The sequence below is a fragment of the Microbacterium sp. 1S1 genome (assembly GCF_008271365.1).
GTDB lineage: Bacteria > Actinomycetota > Actinomycetes > Actinomycetales > Microbacteriaceae > Microbacterium.
On the sequence record NZ_CP043430.1, the window covers coordinates 665164 to 683368 of the forward strand.

Below are 18205 nucleotides of genomic sequence, written 5' to 3' on the forward strand. Positions count from 1 at the left end.
CCGGCACCGCCGGCAGACGCGACGAGCGCCAGGCGGGCTCGGCCGCCTGGCGCTCTGCCCCTCCGGGGCTAGCCGGCCGTGGCGTTCTCGTACGCTCGCATCGCGGCCTCCTGCGCCTCCTTCAGTGCGTCCTCGGGCGACTTGTCCCCGAGCAGCGCCGCCGTGATGGCGTTGTTCAGCTCGTTCTGGATCTCCTGACCGGCCGGCGAAGAGCCGAACGACTGCCCGTAGTCGACCACGTCGTAATAGGTGGAGATGACCTGGTCGAAGCCGGCGTTGCCGCTGTCGGTGACGAAGGTCTCGCGGATCGACTGGTCGGCGGACGGCGAACCGGTGAACAGCCCGGTGTTGATCCCGCCGTCGGTCTTCAGTGTCTCGGCACGCGCCTCGCCCGCCGCGTTCCACGCGTCGTCGGAGGTGAGGTTCACCATCCACGCGCACGCCGCCGCGGGGTTCTCCGCCCCGGCCGGGATCACGAAGGCGGTCCCCGAGGCGACCGAGAACGGCTCCCCGTCGGCGTTCCGGAACGGCACGGCCTCCAGCTCGATCTGGTCCGCGTACGGGCTCAGCACGTTCGGATACCACTGCGCGTTCACCTGCGCCCCGACCTGCTGGGCGACGAACTGGTTCTGGTCGCCGAACGAGTCGAACGAGTCCGTGAAGCTCTTCACGGCCGCGAACCCGCCCTGCGCGTCGGTGATCTGCTTCAGCATCTCGACGCCGACCACGTTGCTCGGGTCGTCGAGGGTGGGCGCACCGTCCTCGTCGTTCAGTTGGCCACCCATGCCGAGGATCCACAACCCGGCCTGACCCGTCGCGACCGGGTCGAACCCGAGCCGCGTCGGCACGCCGCCGGACTCCTGATAGATCTTCTCGATCGCGCCGAGCAGGACGTCGGGCTGCGAGGTGTCGATCTCCTCCGCCGTCACCCCCGCCTCGTCGAGCACGGCCTTGTTCAGCAGGATCGCCGGCGGCTGGTAGAACTGCGGCACCGCCCAGACCGCGTCCTCGTAGGTGACGTCGTCGACCACGAAGGGGTACCAGTGGTCGCGCGGCGACACGTCCTGCGCGGCGAAGCACTCGTCGAGCGGCATGATGAGGTCCTGCGCGGCGTAGGTGGTCACATACCGGCGGTCCATCTGCACGACGTCGGGTACGTCGCCGCTCGCGATCCGGGTGGTGAACTTCTGCGCGTCGAAGGCCGTCGCGTCGAGGTCGACCTCGACGTCCTCCAGCTGCGCGGCTGCATAGTCCATGCGCGAGGTGCCCACGTCGTCGGCGTTCTCGAACCCCCACGCCTTCAGCGTGCCGCTCGGGTCGGCCCCGAAGTCGGCGTCGGCCGCCTGGTCGTCTCCCCCTCCCCCGCCGCACCCGGCGAGGACGAGGACGGATGCCGCGGCGACCGCGGTGATTCCCAGCATGCGTGTGCGCATGACTGCTCCTTTCGATCTGTGGTTCGTCATCCCTTGCGCCCCTGGGTCGCGACGCCCTCGATGAAGGCGCGCTGCCCGAACGCGAAGAGGATGAGCATGGGGAGGGTCACCAGGAGGGAGGCGACCATGACGTACTGGTAGTCGCCGTGACCGCCCGCGGTGGGGCTGTATTTGGTCATGGCGTACGCGATGCCGAGCGGCGCGGTGAACTCGTCCACCGACCCGGCGTTGAGGTAGATGAGGGCGGCCTGCAGGTTGTTCCAGCTCGCCTGGAACTCGAACAGGAACACGATGACGAACGACGGGATCGACAGGGGCATGGCGATCCGCCAGAAGAGTCCCCAGGCGCTGGCCCCGTCGAGCCGCGCCGCCTCGAACAGCTCCCGCGGGAGGCCGAGGAAGAACTGCCGCTGCAGGAAGATGTAGAACGCCGATCCGAAGAGGTTCATGCCCCACAGCGGCACCCACGTCCCGAGGAGACCGGTCTCCTTCCAGATGAGGTAGATCGGGATCATGGTGACCGCGCCCGGCAGCATCATCGTGGCGAGCACGAGGCCGAACAGCAGCCCCCGGCCGGGAAAACGGAAGTACGCGAAACCGAACGCCACGATCGAGCTAGAGATCGCGACGGCGCCGGCGGCGAGCAGCGCGATCGCGATGCTGTTGCCCATCCAGTTCAGCAGCGGGAGCTGGTTCCACACCTCGACGTAGTTCTCCGGCACGAACGTCTTCGGGATGAGCGCGTTGTCGAACACCTCGCCGCGCGGCTTCAGGCTGGCCGCGATGAGCCACGCGAACGGGTAGAGGAAGAGCAGCGCGAACAGCACGAGGATGAGGTTCAGCACGATCCGGGCGGCCAGGCTCTTCGGCTGCCGGAGGTGCCGCCGCCAGCGCGGGCGCGTTGGGGAGGGAGCCGCGACCGTCTCGGGAAGACCGTCGCCCTCCGCCTCGACGGGGATCTGGCGCAGGGTCTGGGACATCAGCGGTCTCCCTCGTAGTAGACGAAGCGGTTCCCGACCTTCACCTGGATGAGCGTGATGACCATGATGATGACGAAGAGCAGCCACGCCATCGCCGCCGCGAAGCCGAAGTTGAACTGCCGGAACGCCTGCTGGAACAGATAGATCGCGTAGAAGAGCGACGCCTCGGGGGACGAGTTGCTCTGATCGCGCCAGAACAGCAGATACGCCTGGTCGAAGATCTGGAACGCCGCGATCGACAGCACGATGACGTTGAAGAACATGGCACCGGAGATCATCGGCAGCGTGATGGAGAAGAACTTCCGGATCGGCCCCGCTCCGTCGAGCGATGCGACCTCGTACAGTTCGACGGGCACGTTCTTGAGGGCGGCGAGGAAGATCACCATCGTGCCCGCGACGGTCCACAGGGTCATGAGCACGATGCTCGGCTTGACCCAGGCCGGGTCCACGAGCCACTGCGGCCCCTGGATGCCGAACAGGCGGAGGAACTGATTGATCGCTCCGGAGTTGCCGTTCAGGAGGAGGAAGAACACGGCGGCGGTCGCGACCGCCGGGGTCATCTTCGGCAGGTAGTACAGGACGCGGAAGAGCCCGGCGCCGCGTCCCACCCGGTTCAGCAGCAGGGCGAGGACGAGGGCGAAGACGATCTCCAGCGGCACCGCCATCACCACGTAGAACAGCGTGTTCGCGAGGGAAACCCCGACGCGCGGGTCCTCGAAGAGGTTCGCGTAGTTGTCGATGCCGACCGGGCGGGCACTGTTCGTCGCCAGGTTGTAGCTGCTGAACGAGATGTACAGGCTGTAGACCATCGCGCCGGCCGTGAAGATGAGGAATCCGATGAGCCACGGCGAGATGAAGAGGTACCCGGCGAGGGCTTCACGTCGGTTGTACCGGTCCCGCTGGCGGGTCTTGAGCGGCATCCACCTGCCTCCTTCCTCGGGACGCGCAGATAGGCGCTCCAGTCCTGGCGCGATGCTAGATCCGGGGAAGCGTTTCTCCACGGGGCTTGCGCAGAACCGTTTCCTGTGGTTCACCTGAATGCCGAGATCGAGCTGGTGCCGGGCCTCACGAACCTCAATAGGATGTGGGGAATACACACGGAGGAGGGCCGGGGGAATGTTCGACGAGCGACGGCGACAGGCAGCGCTCGAGGAACTGGGGATCCTTGACACACCACCCGACGAGCGGGTGGACCGAGTGACACGGCTGGCGAAGGAGATGTTCGGCGTGCCCATGGTCAGCGTCTCGCTGATCGACCGCGATCGGCAGTGGCGCAAGTCGCAGATCGGCCTCGGGGGGAACGAGGCACCGCGACAGGACTCCTTCTGCGACTACACGGTCTCTCAGGACCGGACGGTGGTGGTGGAGGACGCGACCACGACGGACCTCTTCGCCGAGAATCCGTTCGTGACCGGCGACCCGCACCTGCGGTTCTACGCAGCCCACCCGCTGCATGCGCCGGGCGGTGAGCCGGTCGGCACGCTCTGCGTGCTCGACACCGAGCCGCACACCTTCACGGACGAGCAGCAGGACCTGCTGCGCGACCTCGCATTCTGGGTGCAGACGGAGTTGGCGCAGGACGCGGACATCGACCACGCCGCGGTGGTGCAGCGGGCGCTCCGCCCCCGGGTGCACCCCGAGATCGAGGGGTACACGATCGCGGCGGGAGCCGCGCCGCGCGGGATGCTCGCCGGCGACTACTACGACTTCTCCCGCCACGGTGACGCCCTGCGCGTGACCCTCGCCGACGCGATGGGAAAGGGCACGGGGCCGGCACTGGTCGCCGCCACCGTGCGCGCCTCGTTGCGGACCGCACCGGAGCGCTCGTTGGCCGACGCAGTGGTCGAAGTCGACCGCCTGCTCGAGGACGACCTCGCCGACACCTCGATGTTCGTCACGGCGGTCGTAGCGGAGCTGGAGCCGCAGACCGGAGAGCTTCAGGTCATCGACGCCGGCCACAGCCTCGCCTTCGTCGTCCGCGCGGACGGGACGTGGACGCCGCTCCGCTCGACGAACCTGCCACTGGGCATGGGCATGGGGCTCGCCGAGCCCCGGGTCCCCGTGACCACCCGGCTCGAGGTGGGCGATGCCTTCATCTGCTGCAGTGACGGGCTCCTCGACGTGCTGGATCCCGACGACCCGTTCGGGCACGTCGAGCGGGTCCTCTCCGAGATGGGTCCGGGTGGCGCTGTCGGCGAGGCGCTGCGGCTCGCGAACGACGAGCGCGCGACCGACGACATCACGGTCGTCGTCGTGCGGAGGGACGCATGACCGCGCGGTTCGCGACCATCCGCGTCCTGGCCCTCCTGTCGGTCCTGCTCGGCGTGAACTACGTCGCCTGGCGGTGGCTCGAGTCGGTGAACTGGTCCGCGTGGTGGATCGCGGTGCCGCTGGTCATCGCCGAGACGTACAGCCTCATCGACACCTTCCTGTTCTGCCTCACCATGTGGCGGGCGCGCGAGCGTCCGGCACCGGTGTCGCCGCCGCAGGGCACGGTCGACGTCTTCATCACGACCTACGACGAGCCGATCGAGCTCGTCATGACGACAGCCAGGGCGGCGAAGCGGATCGCCTACCCGCACTCGACCTGGATCCTCGACGACGGCTCGCGACCGGACCTCGAGGCCGAGGCCCGAGCGGCGGGGGTCGGTTACCTCACCCGCTCTGAGGACTGGTCAGGCAAGCCGCGTCACGCCAAGGCCGGCAACCTCAACAGCGCTCTGTTCCAAACCGACGGCGAGTTCCTCCTCATCCTCGACGCCGACCAGGTGCCCGACCCGCTGATCCTGCACCGCACGCTCGGATACTTCGCCGACGACCCCGAGGTCGCCCTCGTCCAGACACCGCAGTGGTTCGTGAACGTCGACGAGGCGGACCCGCTCGGCAGCCAGGCGCCCCTGTTCTACGGGCCGATCCAGCAGGGGAAGGACGGTTGGAACGCCGCCTTCTTCTGCGGCTCCAACGCCGTGCTGCGCCGGGAGGCGCTCATGCAGCTGGGCATCGTGGGCTACGTCCGGAGCGTGACCGACTCCGCCGCACGGGCACTCAAGACCTCCGAAGCCCTGATCGCCCGCGAGGCCGACGCCGCGACCGATCCAGCGCTCGTCACCGAGCTGGGCGCACTGCGCATCGCGATCTCCCGCGGCCGCAAGGAGCTCGCCGCGGGTGAGTCCGTGGCGGCGGTCGCCGCCCGGGTGGGCGACGCGGTCGACAACGCCTCGCGTATCCTCGTGGCGCACGACCTGGAAGGCATCCGCGCCGACCTCGCGGTGATCGAATCCCTCCCCGTGCAGCACGACGCCGAGCTGGGGCAGGTGGTCGTGGACGAGGCGGGGCTGGACGCCCTCGCGACCTCTGACCTCTCCCCCATCACGGCAGTGGAAGCGGTGCGCGGGCTGCTCGACGCCCTGCGCCTCGACCGCGCCGATGAGGCTCAGCCCATCCTGCCGCTCGCCACGATCTCCGTGACGGAGGACATGGCGACGGCGATGCAGCTCCATGCCCTGGGCTGGCGGAGCGTCTACCACCACGAGATCCTCGCCCACGGCCTCGCCCCGGAAGACCTCCGGACGATGCTCACGCAGCGACTGCGATGGGCTCAGGGCACGCTGCAGGTCATGCTGCGCGACAACCCGCTGGTCAAGCGCGGGCTCTCGGTGGGACAGCGGCTCATGTACTTCGCGACGATGTGGAGCTACCTCTCGGGGTTCGCCGCCATCGTCTACCTCGCGGCCCCGGTCATCTACCTCGTCTTCGGGGTGCTCCCCGTCACCGCCTGGTCGGTCGACTTCTTCGCACGGTTCCTGCCCTACTTCCTCGTCAACCAGGCGCTCTTCCTCGTGGTGGCGAAGGGGGTGAAGACCTGGCGCGGGCAGCAGTACTCGCTCGCCCTGTTCCCCGTGTGGATCCGCGCCTGTTGGACGGCGTTCGCCAATGTCGTCCTCGGCCGCCCGCTCTCCTTCGCCGTGACGCGGAAGGACGGCCGCGACCCCCGCGGCGTCCCCTGGCGGGAGATCTGGCCGCAGCTCACCGCCATGGTCGTGCTCGTGATCGCCCTCGTCATCGGGGTCGCCCGGGTCATCGTCGGCACCGGCGACGGCACCGGCACGCTCGTCAACACCGCCTGGGTCCTGTACGACCTGGTCGTCCTCAGCGTCATCATCCAGGCGGCGCGCTATCGCGGTCCCGCCGCTCAGGTCCTCGAGAAGGAGTCGAATGAACGTCAGCACTGACACCAGGGACGGCTACGCCGTCGTCACGATCACGGGGCGCCTGACGGCCTCGGGGGCGCCGTTGCTGCGCAACGCGGTGAGCGACCTGGTCGCCGCCGGGCAGCCGCGCATCGCGATCGACCTCAGCGGCACCGAGTTCGTCGACTCCTCGGGCCTCGGCGCGCTCGTCGGCGGCCTCAAGAGCGCCCGCGTGGCCGGAGGCGATCTCCGCATCGCCGCCGTTCCCGAGGCCGTGCGCACCGTGCTCCGTCTGACGAACCTGGATCGCGTGCTCCGTGACTTCCCGACGCCGGAAACGGCGTTCGATGCAGGCTGAGACGCGGGCCTTCCACGTCGACGGACCCGCCGGGTTCGCCCTCGTGGACCGCGCCCTCGACGAGCTCGACCGGCTCTGGTCCCAGGGCCCGGAGGTGCCGGCGCAGGACCAGGTGCTGTTCGCCCTCGCGCTGAGCGAAGTCACGACGAACATCGCTCAGCACAACGAGAGCGCGGACGTCGTGCTGAGCGTCGACGTCCGCGTGACCGCGGACGAGCTGCGTGCCTACGTCCGCGACACCGCCCCGCCGGCGCCGATCGACTGGGACGCCGTGACGATGCCGGGCGAGGAGGCGGAGAGCGGTCGCGGGCTCGCGCTGTCGCAGGCCGCACTCGACGTGTTCACCCACACCGTCACCGACCTCGGCAACACCTGGGTGCTCGTGCGACGCCTGGATCAGCAGCGCGAGGCGGACGACTAGCGCGGTCAGGCGAGCCAGCGCGGCGCGCGCCCCCGAAGAGCCGCGCCGTCGATGGAGTAACGCCCGGCCCCCGTGAGGGCGAGGGCGAGGGCCGCGGCACCGAGCACGGCTACGAATTCGTAGCCGCCGGCCGTCACCCAGAGCCCGGCGGGCAGGTGCACGAGCACGAGGGCGACCGCCATGTCGGCGGCGAGCAGGAGACCGACCGGGCGCGTCAGCAGACCGAGGATCAGCAGGACCCCGCCGACGAGTTCGAGGAAGGCCACCACGGGAGCGGCGATCTCGGCCAGCGGGACGCCCATCCCGGCGAAGCTGCCGATCGTGCCCGGGATCGTGAACTCGAAGATCTTCTGCGCGCCGTGGGCGGCGAAGACCGCGCCGACGACGATGCGGAGGACGAGGAGTCCGATCGACGAGGCGGAGGAGGCGGAGGCTGTGGTGTTCGTCATGAGGAGGTTCTTCCTTCGTGGCAGGACACCCGCGCGAGCGCGGACCAGGGCTCTTGCCCTGGCTCCCACGGTAGGAACCGCTCTTTTCCGTCCGCTGAACGCCTCGGCGATGCGGATCCCCGTCCCGCGCGACGCGGAACAATGGAGGAATGGGGCTGGATTCGGTGAACCGGGCACTCACCAGCATGAGGGTGGTGTCGGCAGAGCCCCTCACGCTCCCCGGCATCGGAGCCACTCTGACGGGCGACGGCGGCCCCGGCGCCGCTGGACGGCAGCTGCTCGTCATGGCCGGCGCCGCCGGGCTGCACCTGCTCCGGGACGGTCGCGCGATCGCGGTGAGGCCCCGTCAGGTCGCTGTCGTCTGTCTCTCCGCCGAGGAGAGCATCGGGCTTCTCGACGCGGAGGCCGCGGGGATCATCTCCTTCGAGAGTCGCGGCCACGTCTATGCGCTCCTCGAACGCGAGCTGCCGCGGCTCATCATCGTGGACGAGACGCCGGTGTTGTCCACGGTCACCGGGCTCCTGAAGGAACAGATCGGCAGCGAAGGGTCCCGTGCGGGGCTCTTCCCCAAACTCACGGAGGTCGCGGCGACCGCTGCCGTCCTCGCGTGGATAGCCGCCTCCCCTGCACCGCCGGGGTGGATCGGCGGGATCGCGCATCCACGCATCGGAGCGGTCCTCACGGCCCTGCACCGAGATCCCGCGCGGTCCTGGACCGTCGCGGAAATGGCGGCCCTGGCTCACCTCTCGCGATCCGCCTTCGCGAAGACCTTCCGGGACGTGGTCGGTACGACTCCCTCCGCCCACCTCGCACGCTGGCGCATGGCGCACGCGATGGAGATCCTCGACGAAGCGCCCGACACTCCGCTCAAGGAGATCGCCGAGCGCCTCGGCTACTCGGACGAGTTCGCCCTCAGCACCGCGTTCAAGCGGCGGTTCGGTGTGAGTCCGCGCCACTACGAAACGGCGTCGATCGGATCGCGCTCGGGGTGATCACAGCTCACGGCAGAAACCGCGGATGAGGCGGGCCACGGCCGCCGGTTCGGTGACGAGCGCGTCATGTCCCGCGGTCAGCCGCTGCACCTGCCACTCTCCCGGCCGCGCGCGTACGCGCTCCTTCGATGGCGCGACATCGGCGAACGACGGCTCCGTGCAATCGACGTAGAGCCGTGGGACCGAAGGCCCCGTGCCCTCGAGCGGCACCACGTCCGCCCAACTGCTCCACGGGTGCGCGGTGAGGCGACGCCGCAGCCACGCGACGTCGGGTTCACGGAAGACGCCGAACATCTCGGGATCCCGCGGTTTGGGGACGAAGAAGCCCTCTCCGGCCTGAGCGACCACGGTCGGCAGCGCGGCGCGACTCGACGTGGTGAGGACGTCGAGGACCCGCTCCCCGGGGTCGACGACGACGGCGTCCAGATACACGGCCCCGCGCAGGCGGCGGGCGATCCGCTCTGCGACCGCCGAGGCATACGCTCCGCCGATGCTGTGGCCGACGAGGACGACGTTCTCGAGCTCCTCCGCCTCGATGCTCGCCACGATGTCGTCGACTCCGTCCTGGAACGTGATGCCGCGCGCGAGGCGATGCGCGCGATCACCGACCCCGGGAAGGGTGGGGGTGAGGATGCGACCACGCCGGGCGTCGAGACGCTCCACCACACGCCGCCACGCCCAGCCGCCGTGGGACCCGCCGTGGATGAACACGAGATCGGTACGGGCTCGGGCCGCCGAAGCGGTGGGCACCTGTCCGACGCTCGCAGCGGCGACGGCAGCGGAGACACCGAGCGCGGCACCGAGCACCGTCCGTCGGCTGACCCCGCGGGGCACCGGACCGCCGACCTCAGCGACAGTCATCGCCGGAACTCCGCAGACCGGTCGACGACCGCCCCGAGCGACTGAGGCGGCACCCCCAGCACCTCCGACACCCCGGGAGACAGATAGGCGTCGCGGCCATCGCGGATGGCCGCGAACAGGTTCCCGAGCGCCTCGACCATCCGCGGCGGCAGGTAGTCCGCCACGGACGCCGCCCACTCCGCCGGCTCCACGTGGACATATCGCAGGGTCCGGTCGGTGCGCCGCGCGACGATCTCGATCGCCTCCGCGAACGTGAGCACCTCGGGGCCGGAGAGCTCGACGTGCGTCGGGCCCGTGCCGTCGAGCAACAGGCGCGCCGCCACGCGGGCGATGTCGGCCGCGTCGATGAACGGCTCGCCCCCGTCGCCCGTGGGAAGCCGCAGCTCTCCGGTGGCGTCGAGCTGGGCGGCGAACAGACCGTCGATGAAACCCTGCGAGAACCAGGAGGGACGGAGGAACGTGGAGGCGGCATCCGCCGCGGCGAAGGCCCGTTCGGCGCCTGCGGCAATCCCGTCCCCGCTCACCTCGGGGTTCCGCGCCGTCAGGACCACGACCTGCGAGACACCCGCACGGTCGAGAGTCTCGATGAACGGAGGGAGGTCCATCGGCTCCTCGGGAAGGACGACGTACACGCCCGCCGCGCCGGAGACGACCGGCCCCCAGCTTGCGGGGTCACCCCAGTCGAAGCGCCATTCCGAGCGTCGCGATGCCCGGCGCACCGCGCGCCCGGCGTCCTCGAGCAGTGCCGCCACGCGCGAACCGGTCGTACCGGTGGCACCGAGGACGACGATCGGATTCTCTTTCCTGTCCTGTCCCGTCATGTGCTCCATGCTCGCCCCGCCGGGGAGCGCGGCCCATGTCCGCATGCACACGGAACATGTGCCCGCGTCTTCGCGTCCCGTGCCTCAGCGCGAGCCGACTTCGTGGAGCATCCGCTCGCGGGCACCGTCGAGGTGCGCCGAGAGGACGGCGGCGGCCGCGTCGGGAGACCCCGTGCGCATGACATCCAGCAGCGTCACGTGGTCGTCCGCGGACTCGTGGAGGTCCTCATCGTGGTTGATCGTGACCTCGAGCAGCGCCGCGAAGGTCGGCAGGTACTGGTTCCAGGCGCCCTGGAGTCGTGGATGGTCGGCGAGCGCGTAGATCTGGGAGTGGAAGTCGAGGTCGGCGGTGACGAAGGCGGCGTGGTCCGCCGCGTCCGCGGCTTGGGCCATGCGCTGAACGGCGTCGTCCATCGGCCGCCAGCGTTCCTCGTCGTCGACCCGCATGGCTCGTGACAGCGCGAGCTGCTCCAGCGCGCCGCGGAGGCTGTAGAGCTGGTCGACGTCGTCGCTGGTGAGGCCCACGATGTAGACGCCTCTGGGGCGCTGCACCTCGACGAGCTTCTCGAAGCTGAGCTGGGTCAGGGCGTCGCGCACCGGACCACGGCTGACGGCGAACTCCTCGGCGAGGGCTTCCTCGGTGAGGCGAGCACCCGGAGCGAGCTCCCCGCGGACGATGCGCTGTCGCAGCACACGCGCGACCTGCGCTCCGAGCGACTCCCCGCGCGTGACGGTCTGCGTCATGTGACCTCCTGTTAACAGTTGACAGGATACACATACGCCAGCGATCAGGTCCCGGAACGCGGACTCCAGAGGACGAGCTCGGTCGAACGACGGATGCGCCGGCCGGACGGCATGGGCACGACGCCTGCGGAGCCGGCCGCGAACACCCGCACACCGGGGCGGTTCTCCCGCTCCGCGCGCAGGGCGCTCTCGAGCGTCAGGACGCGTTCCCGCAGTATGCGGTTCTCGTCCTCGAGATCGAGGAGGCGGGCGATGGCCGGGAGGCTGACGCCTTCAGAGGAGAGCTGGGCGACCTCGCGCAGCTGCTCGATGTTGCGGTGCGAGTATCGACGGGATCCGCCGGGCGTCCGCCCCGGCACCACGAGGCCGATGCGGTCGTACTGACGGAGGGTCTGCGGATGCAGGCCGGAGAGCTTGGCAGCTGCAGCGATCGCGAAAACCGGAGTGTCCGCGTCCATCACGCCTTCCTTCCTTCCTTCACGACAGGCATCCCCGCCGGATCAGACAGTTCCTTCCCGGAACAGCCTGATCCGACGAGAGAGCCTGTGCTCGTCAACGGCGGGCTTTCGCCATGAGCTCGGCCCGCGGGTTCTCCTGGGGCTCCAGCTCCTGGAACCTCTCGAGTGCCTCGCGCGCGGCGTCGTCGAGGTGCGTCGGCACCGCGACCTGGAGCTCGGCGAGCAGGTCGCCGGTCCCCTTCGCGGTCGCGACACCGCGACCCTTGACGCGGAGCACGCGGCCCGAAGGAGTCCCCGGGGCCACGCGGAGCTTCACCACCTCGCCACCGAGCGCCGGGACCTCGATGGTCGCGCCCAGGGTGGCCTCGGTGAAGGTCACCGGGACCACGACGCGGAGGTTGAGACCGTCGCGCGTGAAGACCGGGTGCGGGCGCACCGTGATCTGTACCACGATGTCTCCGCTCTCCCCGCCGTCGGGCGAAGGACGACCCCGACCGCGAAGCCGGATCTTCTGCCCATCGGCGACCCCCGCGGGGATCTTCACCTTGAACGGCTTGCCGTCCTCCCCCTGAAGGGTGATGGTCTCACCCTGCACGGCGGTGATGAAGTCCAGCGTGGTGCGAGCCGTGACGTCGGCTCCGCGCTGCGGACCCCCGAAGCCGCGGAAGCCGCCGCTCGGCTGCCCGAAACGGCCACCGCCGAACGAGCTGCCCTGGCCCTGGTTGAACATCGCGAAGATGTCCTCGAAGTCGGCGGTCTGGCCGCGCCCCTGCTGTCCGAACCGGCTGAAGACGTCTTCGAACCCGCCGGCACCCGAACCGCTCGCCGTGAAGCGAGCGCCCGAACCCATGGCGCGGATCTCGTCGTACTCCTTGCGCTGCTCGGCGTCGGAGAGCACCGAGTACGCCTCGCTGATCTCCTTGAACTTGGCCTCGGCCTTCGCATCGCCCTGGTTGGAGTCCGGGTGATACTTGCGCGCGAGCTTGCGGTACGTCTTCTTCAGGTCAGCGTCGCTGACGTCCTTCGAGACCCCGAGGGTCTTGTAGAAGTCCTTGTCGAACCAATCCTGGCTGGCCATCGATCACCTACTCCGCAGGGACGGCGACGACGACCTTCGCAGGACGCAGCTCGACCTCGCCGAGACGGTAGCCCACCTCGACGACCTCGAGCACCGTGGTCTTCTCGGTGCCGGGAGTCGGCTGCTGGAAGATCGCCTCGTGACGCTGGGGGTCGAACTCCTCGCCCTTCTCGCCGTAGGCGACCACACCGAGACGCTCCACGACGACCCGCACCTTCTCGGCGATCACGGCGAAGGGACTGCCCTCCACCAGATCACCGTGCTGCTCGGCGCGGGCCAGATCGTCGAGCACGGGGATGAGGCCCTTGGCGGCCTCCCCCTTCGCGCGCTCGATCTCGACCTGACGCTGCTCCTCGGTACGGCGGCGGTAGTTGGCGTACTCGGCCTGCAGGCGCTTGAGGTCGGTCAGCAGGGCGTTCTCGGCGTCGGCGATGGCGGCGTCGCCGGCGGCGGCATCAGCCGTCTGCGCGGCACCGAGGATGTCCTCGACCGTCAGCCCCTCCTCGGCCTCGGCAGCCCCGTCGACCGGAGTCTCGTCGGAGCCCTCCGCGGCCTTCGCCTCGCGGGAGTCCTGGTTCTGCGGCACGGGGCCGGATGCCTGAGCATCCGACCCCTCCGGAACCTCGTTCTCGTCGAAGTTCTTGTCCGTCATGATTACTTCTTCTCGTCCTCGTCGTCGACGACCTCGGCGTCGATGACGTCCTCGTCGGAGGAGGGGGCGTCACCGGTCGGGGCCTCGCCCTCGGACGAAGCGCCGGCGGCGTCCGCCTGCGAGGAAGCGTAGATCGCCTCGCCGAGCTTCGACTGGGACTGGTTCAGCTTCTCGAACGCGGTCTTGACGGCCTCGTCGTCCTCGCCGGCCAGAGCCGTCTTGAGCGCGTCGACGTCGGCCTTGACCTCGGTCTTCACGTCCGCGGGGAGCTTGTCCTCGTTCTCGGAGATGAGCTTCTCGATGGAGTAGGCGAGGGTCTCGGCCTGGTTGCGGGTCTCCGCGGCCTCACGACGCGCCTTGTCCTCGGCGGCGTGCTCCTCGGCCTCGCGCACCATGCGCTCGATGTCCTCCTTCGACAGCGACGAGCCGCCGGAGATGACGATCGACTTCTCGGTGCCCGTGCCCTTGTCCTTCGCGGACACGTGCACGATGCCGTTGGCGTCGATGTCGAACGTGACCTCGATCTGCGGGATGCCACGGGGAGCCGGGGCGATGCCGGTCAGCTCGAAGGTGCCGAGCGGCTTGTTGTCGCGCGTGAAGTCACGCTCGCCCTGGAAGACCTGGATCGCAACGGACGGCTGGTTGTCGTCGGCCGTGGTGAAGGTCTCGCTGCGCTTGGTCGGGATGGCGGTGTTGCGCTCGATGAGCTTGGTCATCATGCCACCCTTGGTCTCGATGCCGAGGGAGAGCGGGGTGACGTCAATGAGGAGGACGTCCTTACGCTCGCCCTTCAGCACACCGGCCTGCAGGGCGGCGCCGACGGCGACGACCTCGTCCGGGTTCACACCCTTGTTGGCTTCCTTGCCGGTCTCGCGCTTGACGAGCTCGGCGACGGCGGGCATACGGGTCGAACCACCCACGAGGACGATGTGGTCGATGTCGGACACCTTGATGCCGGCCTCGCGGATGACATCCTCGAACGGCTTCTTGGTGCGGTCGAGCAGGTCCTTCGTGAGGTCCTCGAACTTCGCACGGGTGACGGTCTCGGAGAGCGAGACGGGGCCCGAGTCGGTCAGCGACAGGTACGGCAGGTTGATGCTCGTGGACGTGGAGCTGGAGAGCTCCTTCTTCGCCTGCTCCGCGGCCTCCTTGAGGCGCTGCAGGGCGATCTTGTCGCCCGAGACGTCGACGCCCGTGGTCTCCTTGAACTGCTTGATCAGGTAGTCGACGAGGCGCTGGTCCCAGTCGTCACCACCGAGGCGGTTGTCACCGGCGGTGGCGCGCACCTGGATCGTGGAGAAGTCGTCGTCCTTGCCCACCTCGAGGAGGGAGACGTCGAAGGTTCCGCCACCGAGGTCGAAGACGAGGATGAGCTCGTCCTCCTTGCCCTTGTCGAGGCCGTAGGCGAGGGCCGCGGCGGTCGGCTCGTTGATGATGCGGAGCACGTTGAGACCCGCGATCTCTCCGGCCTCCTTGGTGGCCTGACGCTCGGCGTCGTTGAAGTACGCGGGGACGGTGATGACCGCGTCGGTCACGGTGTCGCCCAGGTAGGACTCGGCGTCGCGCTTGAGCTTCTGAAGGATGCGCGCGGAGATCTCCTGCGGCGTCCACTTCTTGCCGTCGACGTCGAAGCTCCAGTCGGTGCCCATGTGGCGCTTGACCGAGGCGATGGTCCGGTCGACATTGGTGACGGCCTGGCGCTTCGCGGTCTCACCGACGAGCACCTCCCCGTCCTTGGTGAAGGCGACGACCGAAGGGGTCGTGCGGAAGCCCTCGGCGTTGGCGATGACCTTGGGCTCGCCACCCTCGAGGACGCTGACGACGGAGTTGGTGGTTCCGAGGTCGATACCGACAGCACGTGCCATGTGTTCTCTCCTTTGTTGGGAAGTCTGTAGTGGTCTGGAAACCTGCGGCGATCAGGGAAACCTGAGTCGCGATGGCTCAAGTGTACGCCGAGGCCCGAGGGGTGTCAAATGAACTTGATATGAACGGGCTCAAGTTTTTCGGCCAGGCGGTCAGAACGGTGCGTCCGTTGATTCTTCGGCGAAGGTGACGGTGTTCGACGGCGGCGGGCGGTCGATGTAGAGCTTCCCCGCCGGGCTCGTCCATGCGTAGAGCCCGCCACCACGTGCCTCGACATGCCAGGCGGACTGATGTTTCAAGACGTGATGCCGACGGCACAGGTGGCCGAGATTCTCGGCAGTTGTCTCCCCGCCGAGCGCGGCGTCCCGGTGGTGGTCGATGTCGCATTCCGCGGGCGGATAGCCGCATCCGGGGAAGCGGCATCGCTGATCTCTGGCCCGCAGGTGTCGCCGCAGGTCGGCGTTCGGGCGATACCGGTCCACTGCGAGGACCGCGCCCGTCACGGGGTGGGTGAGGATGCGATCCCATCCGGAAGCAACTCCCGCCAGCTTCCGCGCCGTGGTCCGGTCGATCGGGGTGCACCCGTCGATCTCCGCCGGCGCCCGGCCATGGCCGAGAAGGGTCATGACAGGCACCGTGACGGCGATCGTGGCGACGATCGCGGCCAGGGTGCCGTCACGATCATCATGGCCGGCCGGCGCACCGGTGAGGAGGAGGTCGAGCGGAGGTCGGCCCGAGACTGCGCGACGGTGCGGAGGTCCGTCGGATCGTCGCCGGCATGCGCGGTCTTGGCCATGGTGGTCAGCCGATCGAACACGCCGTGCACCAGCGCCGCCGGCCCCAGGAGTCCGAGCTCAGCCATCCCGTCAGGGGCGTCCCGCACCCACACGCGCCGCCGCTCACGGGCGACCTCGTGACGGTCCGCGAAGGGACGCGGCTGAAACTCCTCCGCAACCCGGCGCGCCATTCGCGCAACACGATTCGGCGCCTCGTCCTCGGCGAAGGCGATCATTCGCGCGGAGAACGCGTCGCGGTCCGCCTCGTCTTCGAGGTGCTCCCCCGCCTCCGCGATGACGCGGGCATGCCGGGCGGTGACCTGCCCCGCGCCCCATGCACCCCACAGCCGGGGAAAGCGTTCGACGATCCAGACCGCATCGGCCATCCGCCGCTGCACCGTCCTGTCGCTCGCCCGCAACGCGGCAGCGAACTCCGCCGCGACCGTGCGCACGCTCAGATCCGCACCGTCCGGATGCGCGGCCTGCGCCGCGACCTCGACGGCGAGGCGCGATCCCAGAGCCAGGATCCCATCCCGCGCGGCCTGCAGACCACTGATCGTCCGCTCGACACCGACGAGCATCTCCGTGAGCGCTCGGAGCGCCTCCACCTGCTCGATCGTCGCGTCCGCCAGTCCTGTCATACCCCGAGTGAAGCAGGGGCCACCGACATTGAAAGCCCAGTTCAGAAGCGGTAAACGATATTCCGGAATCCTCTGCGCGTGAAGGAGGTCACGCCGAGCCCGCTCCGCCTCGATGATCGCGAGCCTCGGCTCGATGGAGCGGATCGCGGAGAGCTGGCACGCCATCCACACCGAGGTGGTCGCGCGCGGCCTCGTGCACGCCGGGCCTTGTCGGGAGCTCTACGTTCGCGCCGTCGGGGATGACCAGTCGGACTGGGTCACCGAACTCCAGCAGCCCGTCGCGCGGCGCTGACGCGGCGCACTCCCGGGAGGCAGGATGGGGGGATGATCCGCGCCGTGCTCTTCGACCTCGACGGGGTCATCCGTCACTTCGACCACGACCCCACCCTGGAGGCGCGGCACGGGATCGCGGACGGCGCGATCGCCCGCATCGCCTTCTCCTCCCCGTTGATCGACGAGGTCACCACGGGGCTCCTCAGTCGCGAGGAATGGATCATCCGCGTCGGAGAGGCCGCGCGGTCCGCCGCAGCGGCGCAGGAATGGGGGCGCACGCCGTTCGCCGCCGACCGGGACGTGCTGGCGCTCGTCGACGCGCTGCGGTCTCACGGGACCATCTGCGCCATCCTCACGAACGGCACCGACACCATCGCCGGGGAGCTTCGCGACAGCGGCATCGACGCGCACTTTGATCGGGTGTTCAACTCCGCCGACATCGGACACGCCAAGCCGGACGTCCGGGCTTTCCGCCACGTGGTCGCGGCCCTCGACCTCCCCCCGGAGGAGGTCTTCTTCCTCGACGATTCGCCGGGCAAGCTCAGCGGCGCACGAGCGCTGGGCATGACCACGCACCACTTCACCGGAGTCTCCGCGCTGCGGACTGCCCTCCACGCCGCCGGCGTCGCCGGCGCGACGGCACCGACGCCGATCCCTTAGGGCATCATGCCCTTCGGGGTCGGGGTCACTTGCCCCCGGGCGGGCCGACCAGCAGCAGGATCACGTACAGCGCGACGATGCCCACGACCAGCAGCACCGCGAGCACCCAGGGGCGACGGAGGAACCAGCGCATCAGGCGGTCGTACCAGCGACGGTCGCGCGGGTCGTCGGTCGCGTCGAGCCGCCAGTCACCCCGGAGTCGACCGGTGCGGTGCAGCCAGATCTCCATCGGGATGGTGGCGTACGGCACGACGGCGCTGAGGACCGCCAGCACACCGACGCCCGGGTGCCACCGCTGATTCAGCGCGACGAGGATCGCGGTCGCCGCATAGGCGAGGAACACGAACCCATGGATGCCGCCACCGACCGTCACCACGATTCCCGGAGCTCCGACGGCGCGGGCGATGATCGCGGCGATGAGGATGGTCCAGGTGATCGCCTCCGCGATCGCGAGGACACGGTACAGGCGGCCAGGGGTACGGAACACGGAACTCCTCGGGTGGGTACCCCTCCAGCGTATCCCGCTTCGCCTCGCGCGCTTGGCCTCGTTCCGCC

20 protein-coding genes are annotated in these 18205 nt (G+C 69.2%); 6 read left to right on the forward strand and 14 right to left on the reverse strand.

The features are described 5' to 3' along the window. Positions 1-68: 68 nt before the first annotated feature. Genes FY549_RS03365 through FY549_RS03375 form a run of 3 tightly spaced genes read right to left on the reverse strand, consistent with a single transcriptional unit; the run spans position 69 to position 3333 of the window. Positions 69-1433: an extracellular solute-binding protein gene (locus FY549_RS03365; RefSeq protein ID WP_149083833.1), complete on the reverse strand. Its 1365-nt coding sequence runs from the start codon at positions 1431-1433 to the stop codon at positions 69-71. Positions 1434-1459: 26 nt separating this feature from the next. Further along, positions 1460-2413 carry a carbohydrate ABC transporter permease gene (locus tag FY549_RS03370; RefSeq protein WP_149083834.1) on the reverse strand — a complete coding sequence of 318 codons (954 nt, stop codon included), beginning with the start codon at positions 2411-2413 and terminating at the stop codon, positions 1460-1462. Beyond that, the gene (locus tag FY549_RS03375) at positions 2413-3333 is read right to left on the reverse strand and encodes a carbohydrate ABC transporter permease (RefSeq protein WP_149083835.1); all 921 of its coding nucleotides are present in this window, start codon (positions 3331-3333) and stop codon (positions 2413-2415) included. Before FY549_RS03375 ends, FY549_RS03370 begins: the two co-directional genes overlap by 1 nt. A 196-nt stretch (positions 3334-3529) precedes the next feature. Between FY549_RS03375 and FY549_RS03380 the strand changes: the two genes are divergently transcribed. The 4 genes from FY549_RS03380 to FY549_RS03395 are packed head-to-tail and all read left to right on the forward strand — an operon-like array spanning position 3530 to position 7382. Then, complete coding sequence (locus FY549_RS03380; RefSeq protein WP_159463261.1) at positions 3530-4684, forward strand: PP2C family protein-serine/threonine phosphatase; 1155 nt, start codon at positions 3530-3532, stop codon at positions 4682-4684. Next, the gene (locus tag FY549_RS03385) at positions 4681-6645 is read left to right on the forward strand and encodes a glycosyltransferase family 2 protein (RefSeq protein ID WP_149083837.1); all 1965 of its coding nucleotides are present in this window, start codon (positions 4681-4683) and stop codon (positions 6643-6645) included. The genes FY549_RS03380 and FY549_RS03385 overlap by 4 nt, the downstream gene beginning before the upstream one ends. Further along, positions 6629-6961, forward strand: coding sequence for an STAS domain-containing protein (locus FY549_RS03390; RefSeq protein ID WP_149083838.1), 333 nt, complete (start codon positions 6629-6631; stop codon positions 6959-6961). The genes FY549_RS03385 and FY549_RS03390 overlap by 17 nt, the downstream gene beginning before the upstream one ends. Next, on the forward strand, positions 6951-7382 hold the full coding sequence (locus FY549_RS03395) for an ATP-binding protein (RefSeq protein WP_149083839.1): 432 nt from the start codon (positions 6951-6953) through the stop codon (positions 7380-7382). The genes FY549_RS03390 and FY549_RS03395 overlap by 11 nt, the downstream gene beginning before the upstream one ends. Positions 7383-7387: 5 nt before the next feature. Here the strand turns inward: FY549_RS03395 and FY549_RS03400 are convergent, their stop codons facing one another. Next, positions 7388-7831, reverse strand: coding sequence for a DoxX family protein (locus tag FY549_RS03400; protein WP_149083840.1), 444 nt, complete (start codon positions 7829-7831; stop codon positions 7388-7390). 149 nt (positions 7832-7980) lie between these two features. Here FY549_RS03400 and FY549_RS03405 point away from each other — a divergent pair, with 149 nt between their 5' ends. Next, positions 7981-8823 carry a helix-turn-helix domain-containing protein gene (locus FY549_RS03405; RefSeq protein WP_149083841.1) on the forward strand — a complete coding sequence of 281 codons (843 nt, stop codon included), beginning with the start codon at positions 7981-7983 and terminating at the stop codon, positions 8821-8823. Here the strand turns inward: FY549_RS03405 and FY549_RS03410 are convergent, their stop codons facing one another. The 9 genes from FY549_RS03410 to FY549_RS16680 all read right to left on the reverse strand — a co-directional run bounded on the left by FY549_RS03410 (position 8824) and on the right by FY549_RS16680 (position 16882). Continuing rightward, the gene (locus FY549_RS03410) at positions 8824-9684 is read right to left on the reverse strand and encodes an alpha/beta fold hydrolase (RefSeq protein ID WP_149083842.1); all 861 of its coding nucleotides are present in this window, start codon (positions 9682-9684) and stop codon (positions 8824-8826) included. It abuts the gene before it with no gap. Then, the gene (locus FY549_RS03415) at positions 9681-10505 is read right to left on the reverse strand and encodes an SDR family NAD(P)-dependent oxidoreductase (RefSeq protein ID WP_222930624.1); all 825 of its coding nucleotides are present in this window, start codon (positions 10503-10505) and stop codon (positions 9681-9683) included. Before FY549_RS03415 ends, FY549_RS03410 begins: the two co-directional genes overlap by 4 nt. A gap of 84 nt (positions 10506-10589) precedes the next feature. Continuing rightward, positions 10590-11249, reverse strand: a complete 660-nt coding sequence (locus tag FY549_RS03420; protein ID WP_149083843.1) for a GntR family transcriptional regulator — start codon at positions 11247-11249, stop codon at positions 10590-10592. Positions 11250-11293: 44 nt separating this feature from the next. Further along, entirely contained in the window at positions 11294-11707 is a 414-nt protein-coding gene (locus FY549_RS03425; protein ID WP_149083844.1) for a heat shock protein transcriptional repressor HspR, read from the reverse strand. 94 nt (positions 11708-11801) lie between these two features. Next, a complete protein-coding gene (locus FY549_RS03430) occupies positions 11802-12785 on the reverse strand; it encodes a DnaJ C-terminal domain-containing protein (RefSeq protein WP_149083845.1) in 984 nt (327 codons plus the stop codon). Positions 12786-12792: 7 nt separating this feature from the next. Then, positions 12793-13437 (reverse strand): nucleotide exchange factor GrpE, encoded by a 645-nt coding sequence (gene grpE, locus FY549_RS03435; RefSeq protein ID WP_149083846.1) that lies wholly within the window; start codon positions 13435-13437, stop codon positions 12793-12795. A 2-nt stretch (positions 13438-13439) separates the two neighbouring features. Further along, entirely contained in the window at positions 13440-15302 is a 1863-nt protein-coding gene (gene dnaK, locus FY549_RS03440; protein WP_149083847.1) for a molecular chaperone DnaK, read from the reverse strand. Positions 15303-15452: 150 nt separating this feature from the next. Continuing rightward, entirely contained in the window at positions 15453-15926 is a 474-nt protein-coding gene (locus FY549_RS16675; RefSeq protein WP_259614140.1) for an HNH endonuclease signature motif containing protein, read from the reverse strand. After that, on the reverse strand, positions 15923-16882 hold the full coding sequence (locus tag FY549_RS16680; protein WP_262381108.1) for a 13E12 repeat family protein: 960 nt from the start codon (positions 16880-16882) through the stop codon (positions 15923-15925). The genes FY549_RS16675 and FY549_RS16680 overlap by 4 nt, the downstream gene beginning before the upstream one ends. 159 nt (positions 16883-17041) lie before the next feature. Here FY549_RS16680 and FY549_RS03455 point away from each other — a divergent pair, with 159 nt between their 5' ends. Then, positions 17042-17650 (forward strand): HAD family hydrolase, encoded by a 609-nt coding sequence (locus tag FY549_RS03455; RefSeq protein WP_149083848.1) that lies wholly within the window; start codon positions 17042-17044, stop codon positions 17648-17650. A 25-nt stretch (positions 17651-17675) separates the two neighbouring features. On the opposite strand, the gene FY549_RS03460 is transcribed toward FY549_RS03455, so the two are convergent. Then, positions 17676-18137 carry a DUF3817 domain-containing protein gene (locus FY549_RS03460; RefSeq protein ID WP_149083849.1) on the reverse strand — a complete coding sequence of 154 codons (462 nt, stop codon included), beginning with the start codon at positions 18135-18137 and terminating at the stop codon, positions 17676-17678. Positions 18138-18205 lie beyond the last annotated feature (68 nt).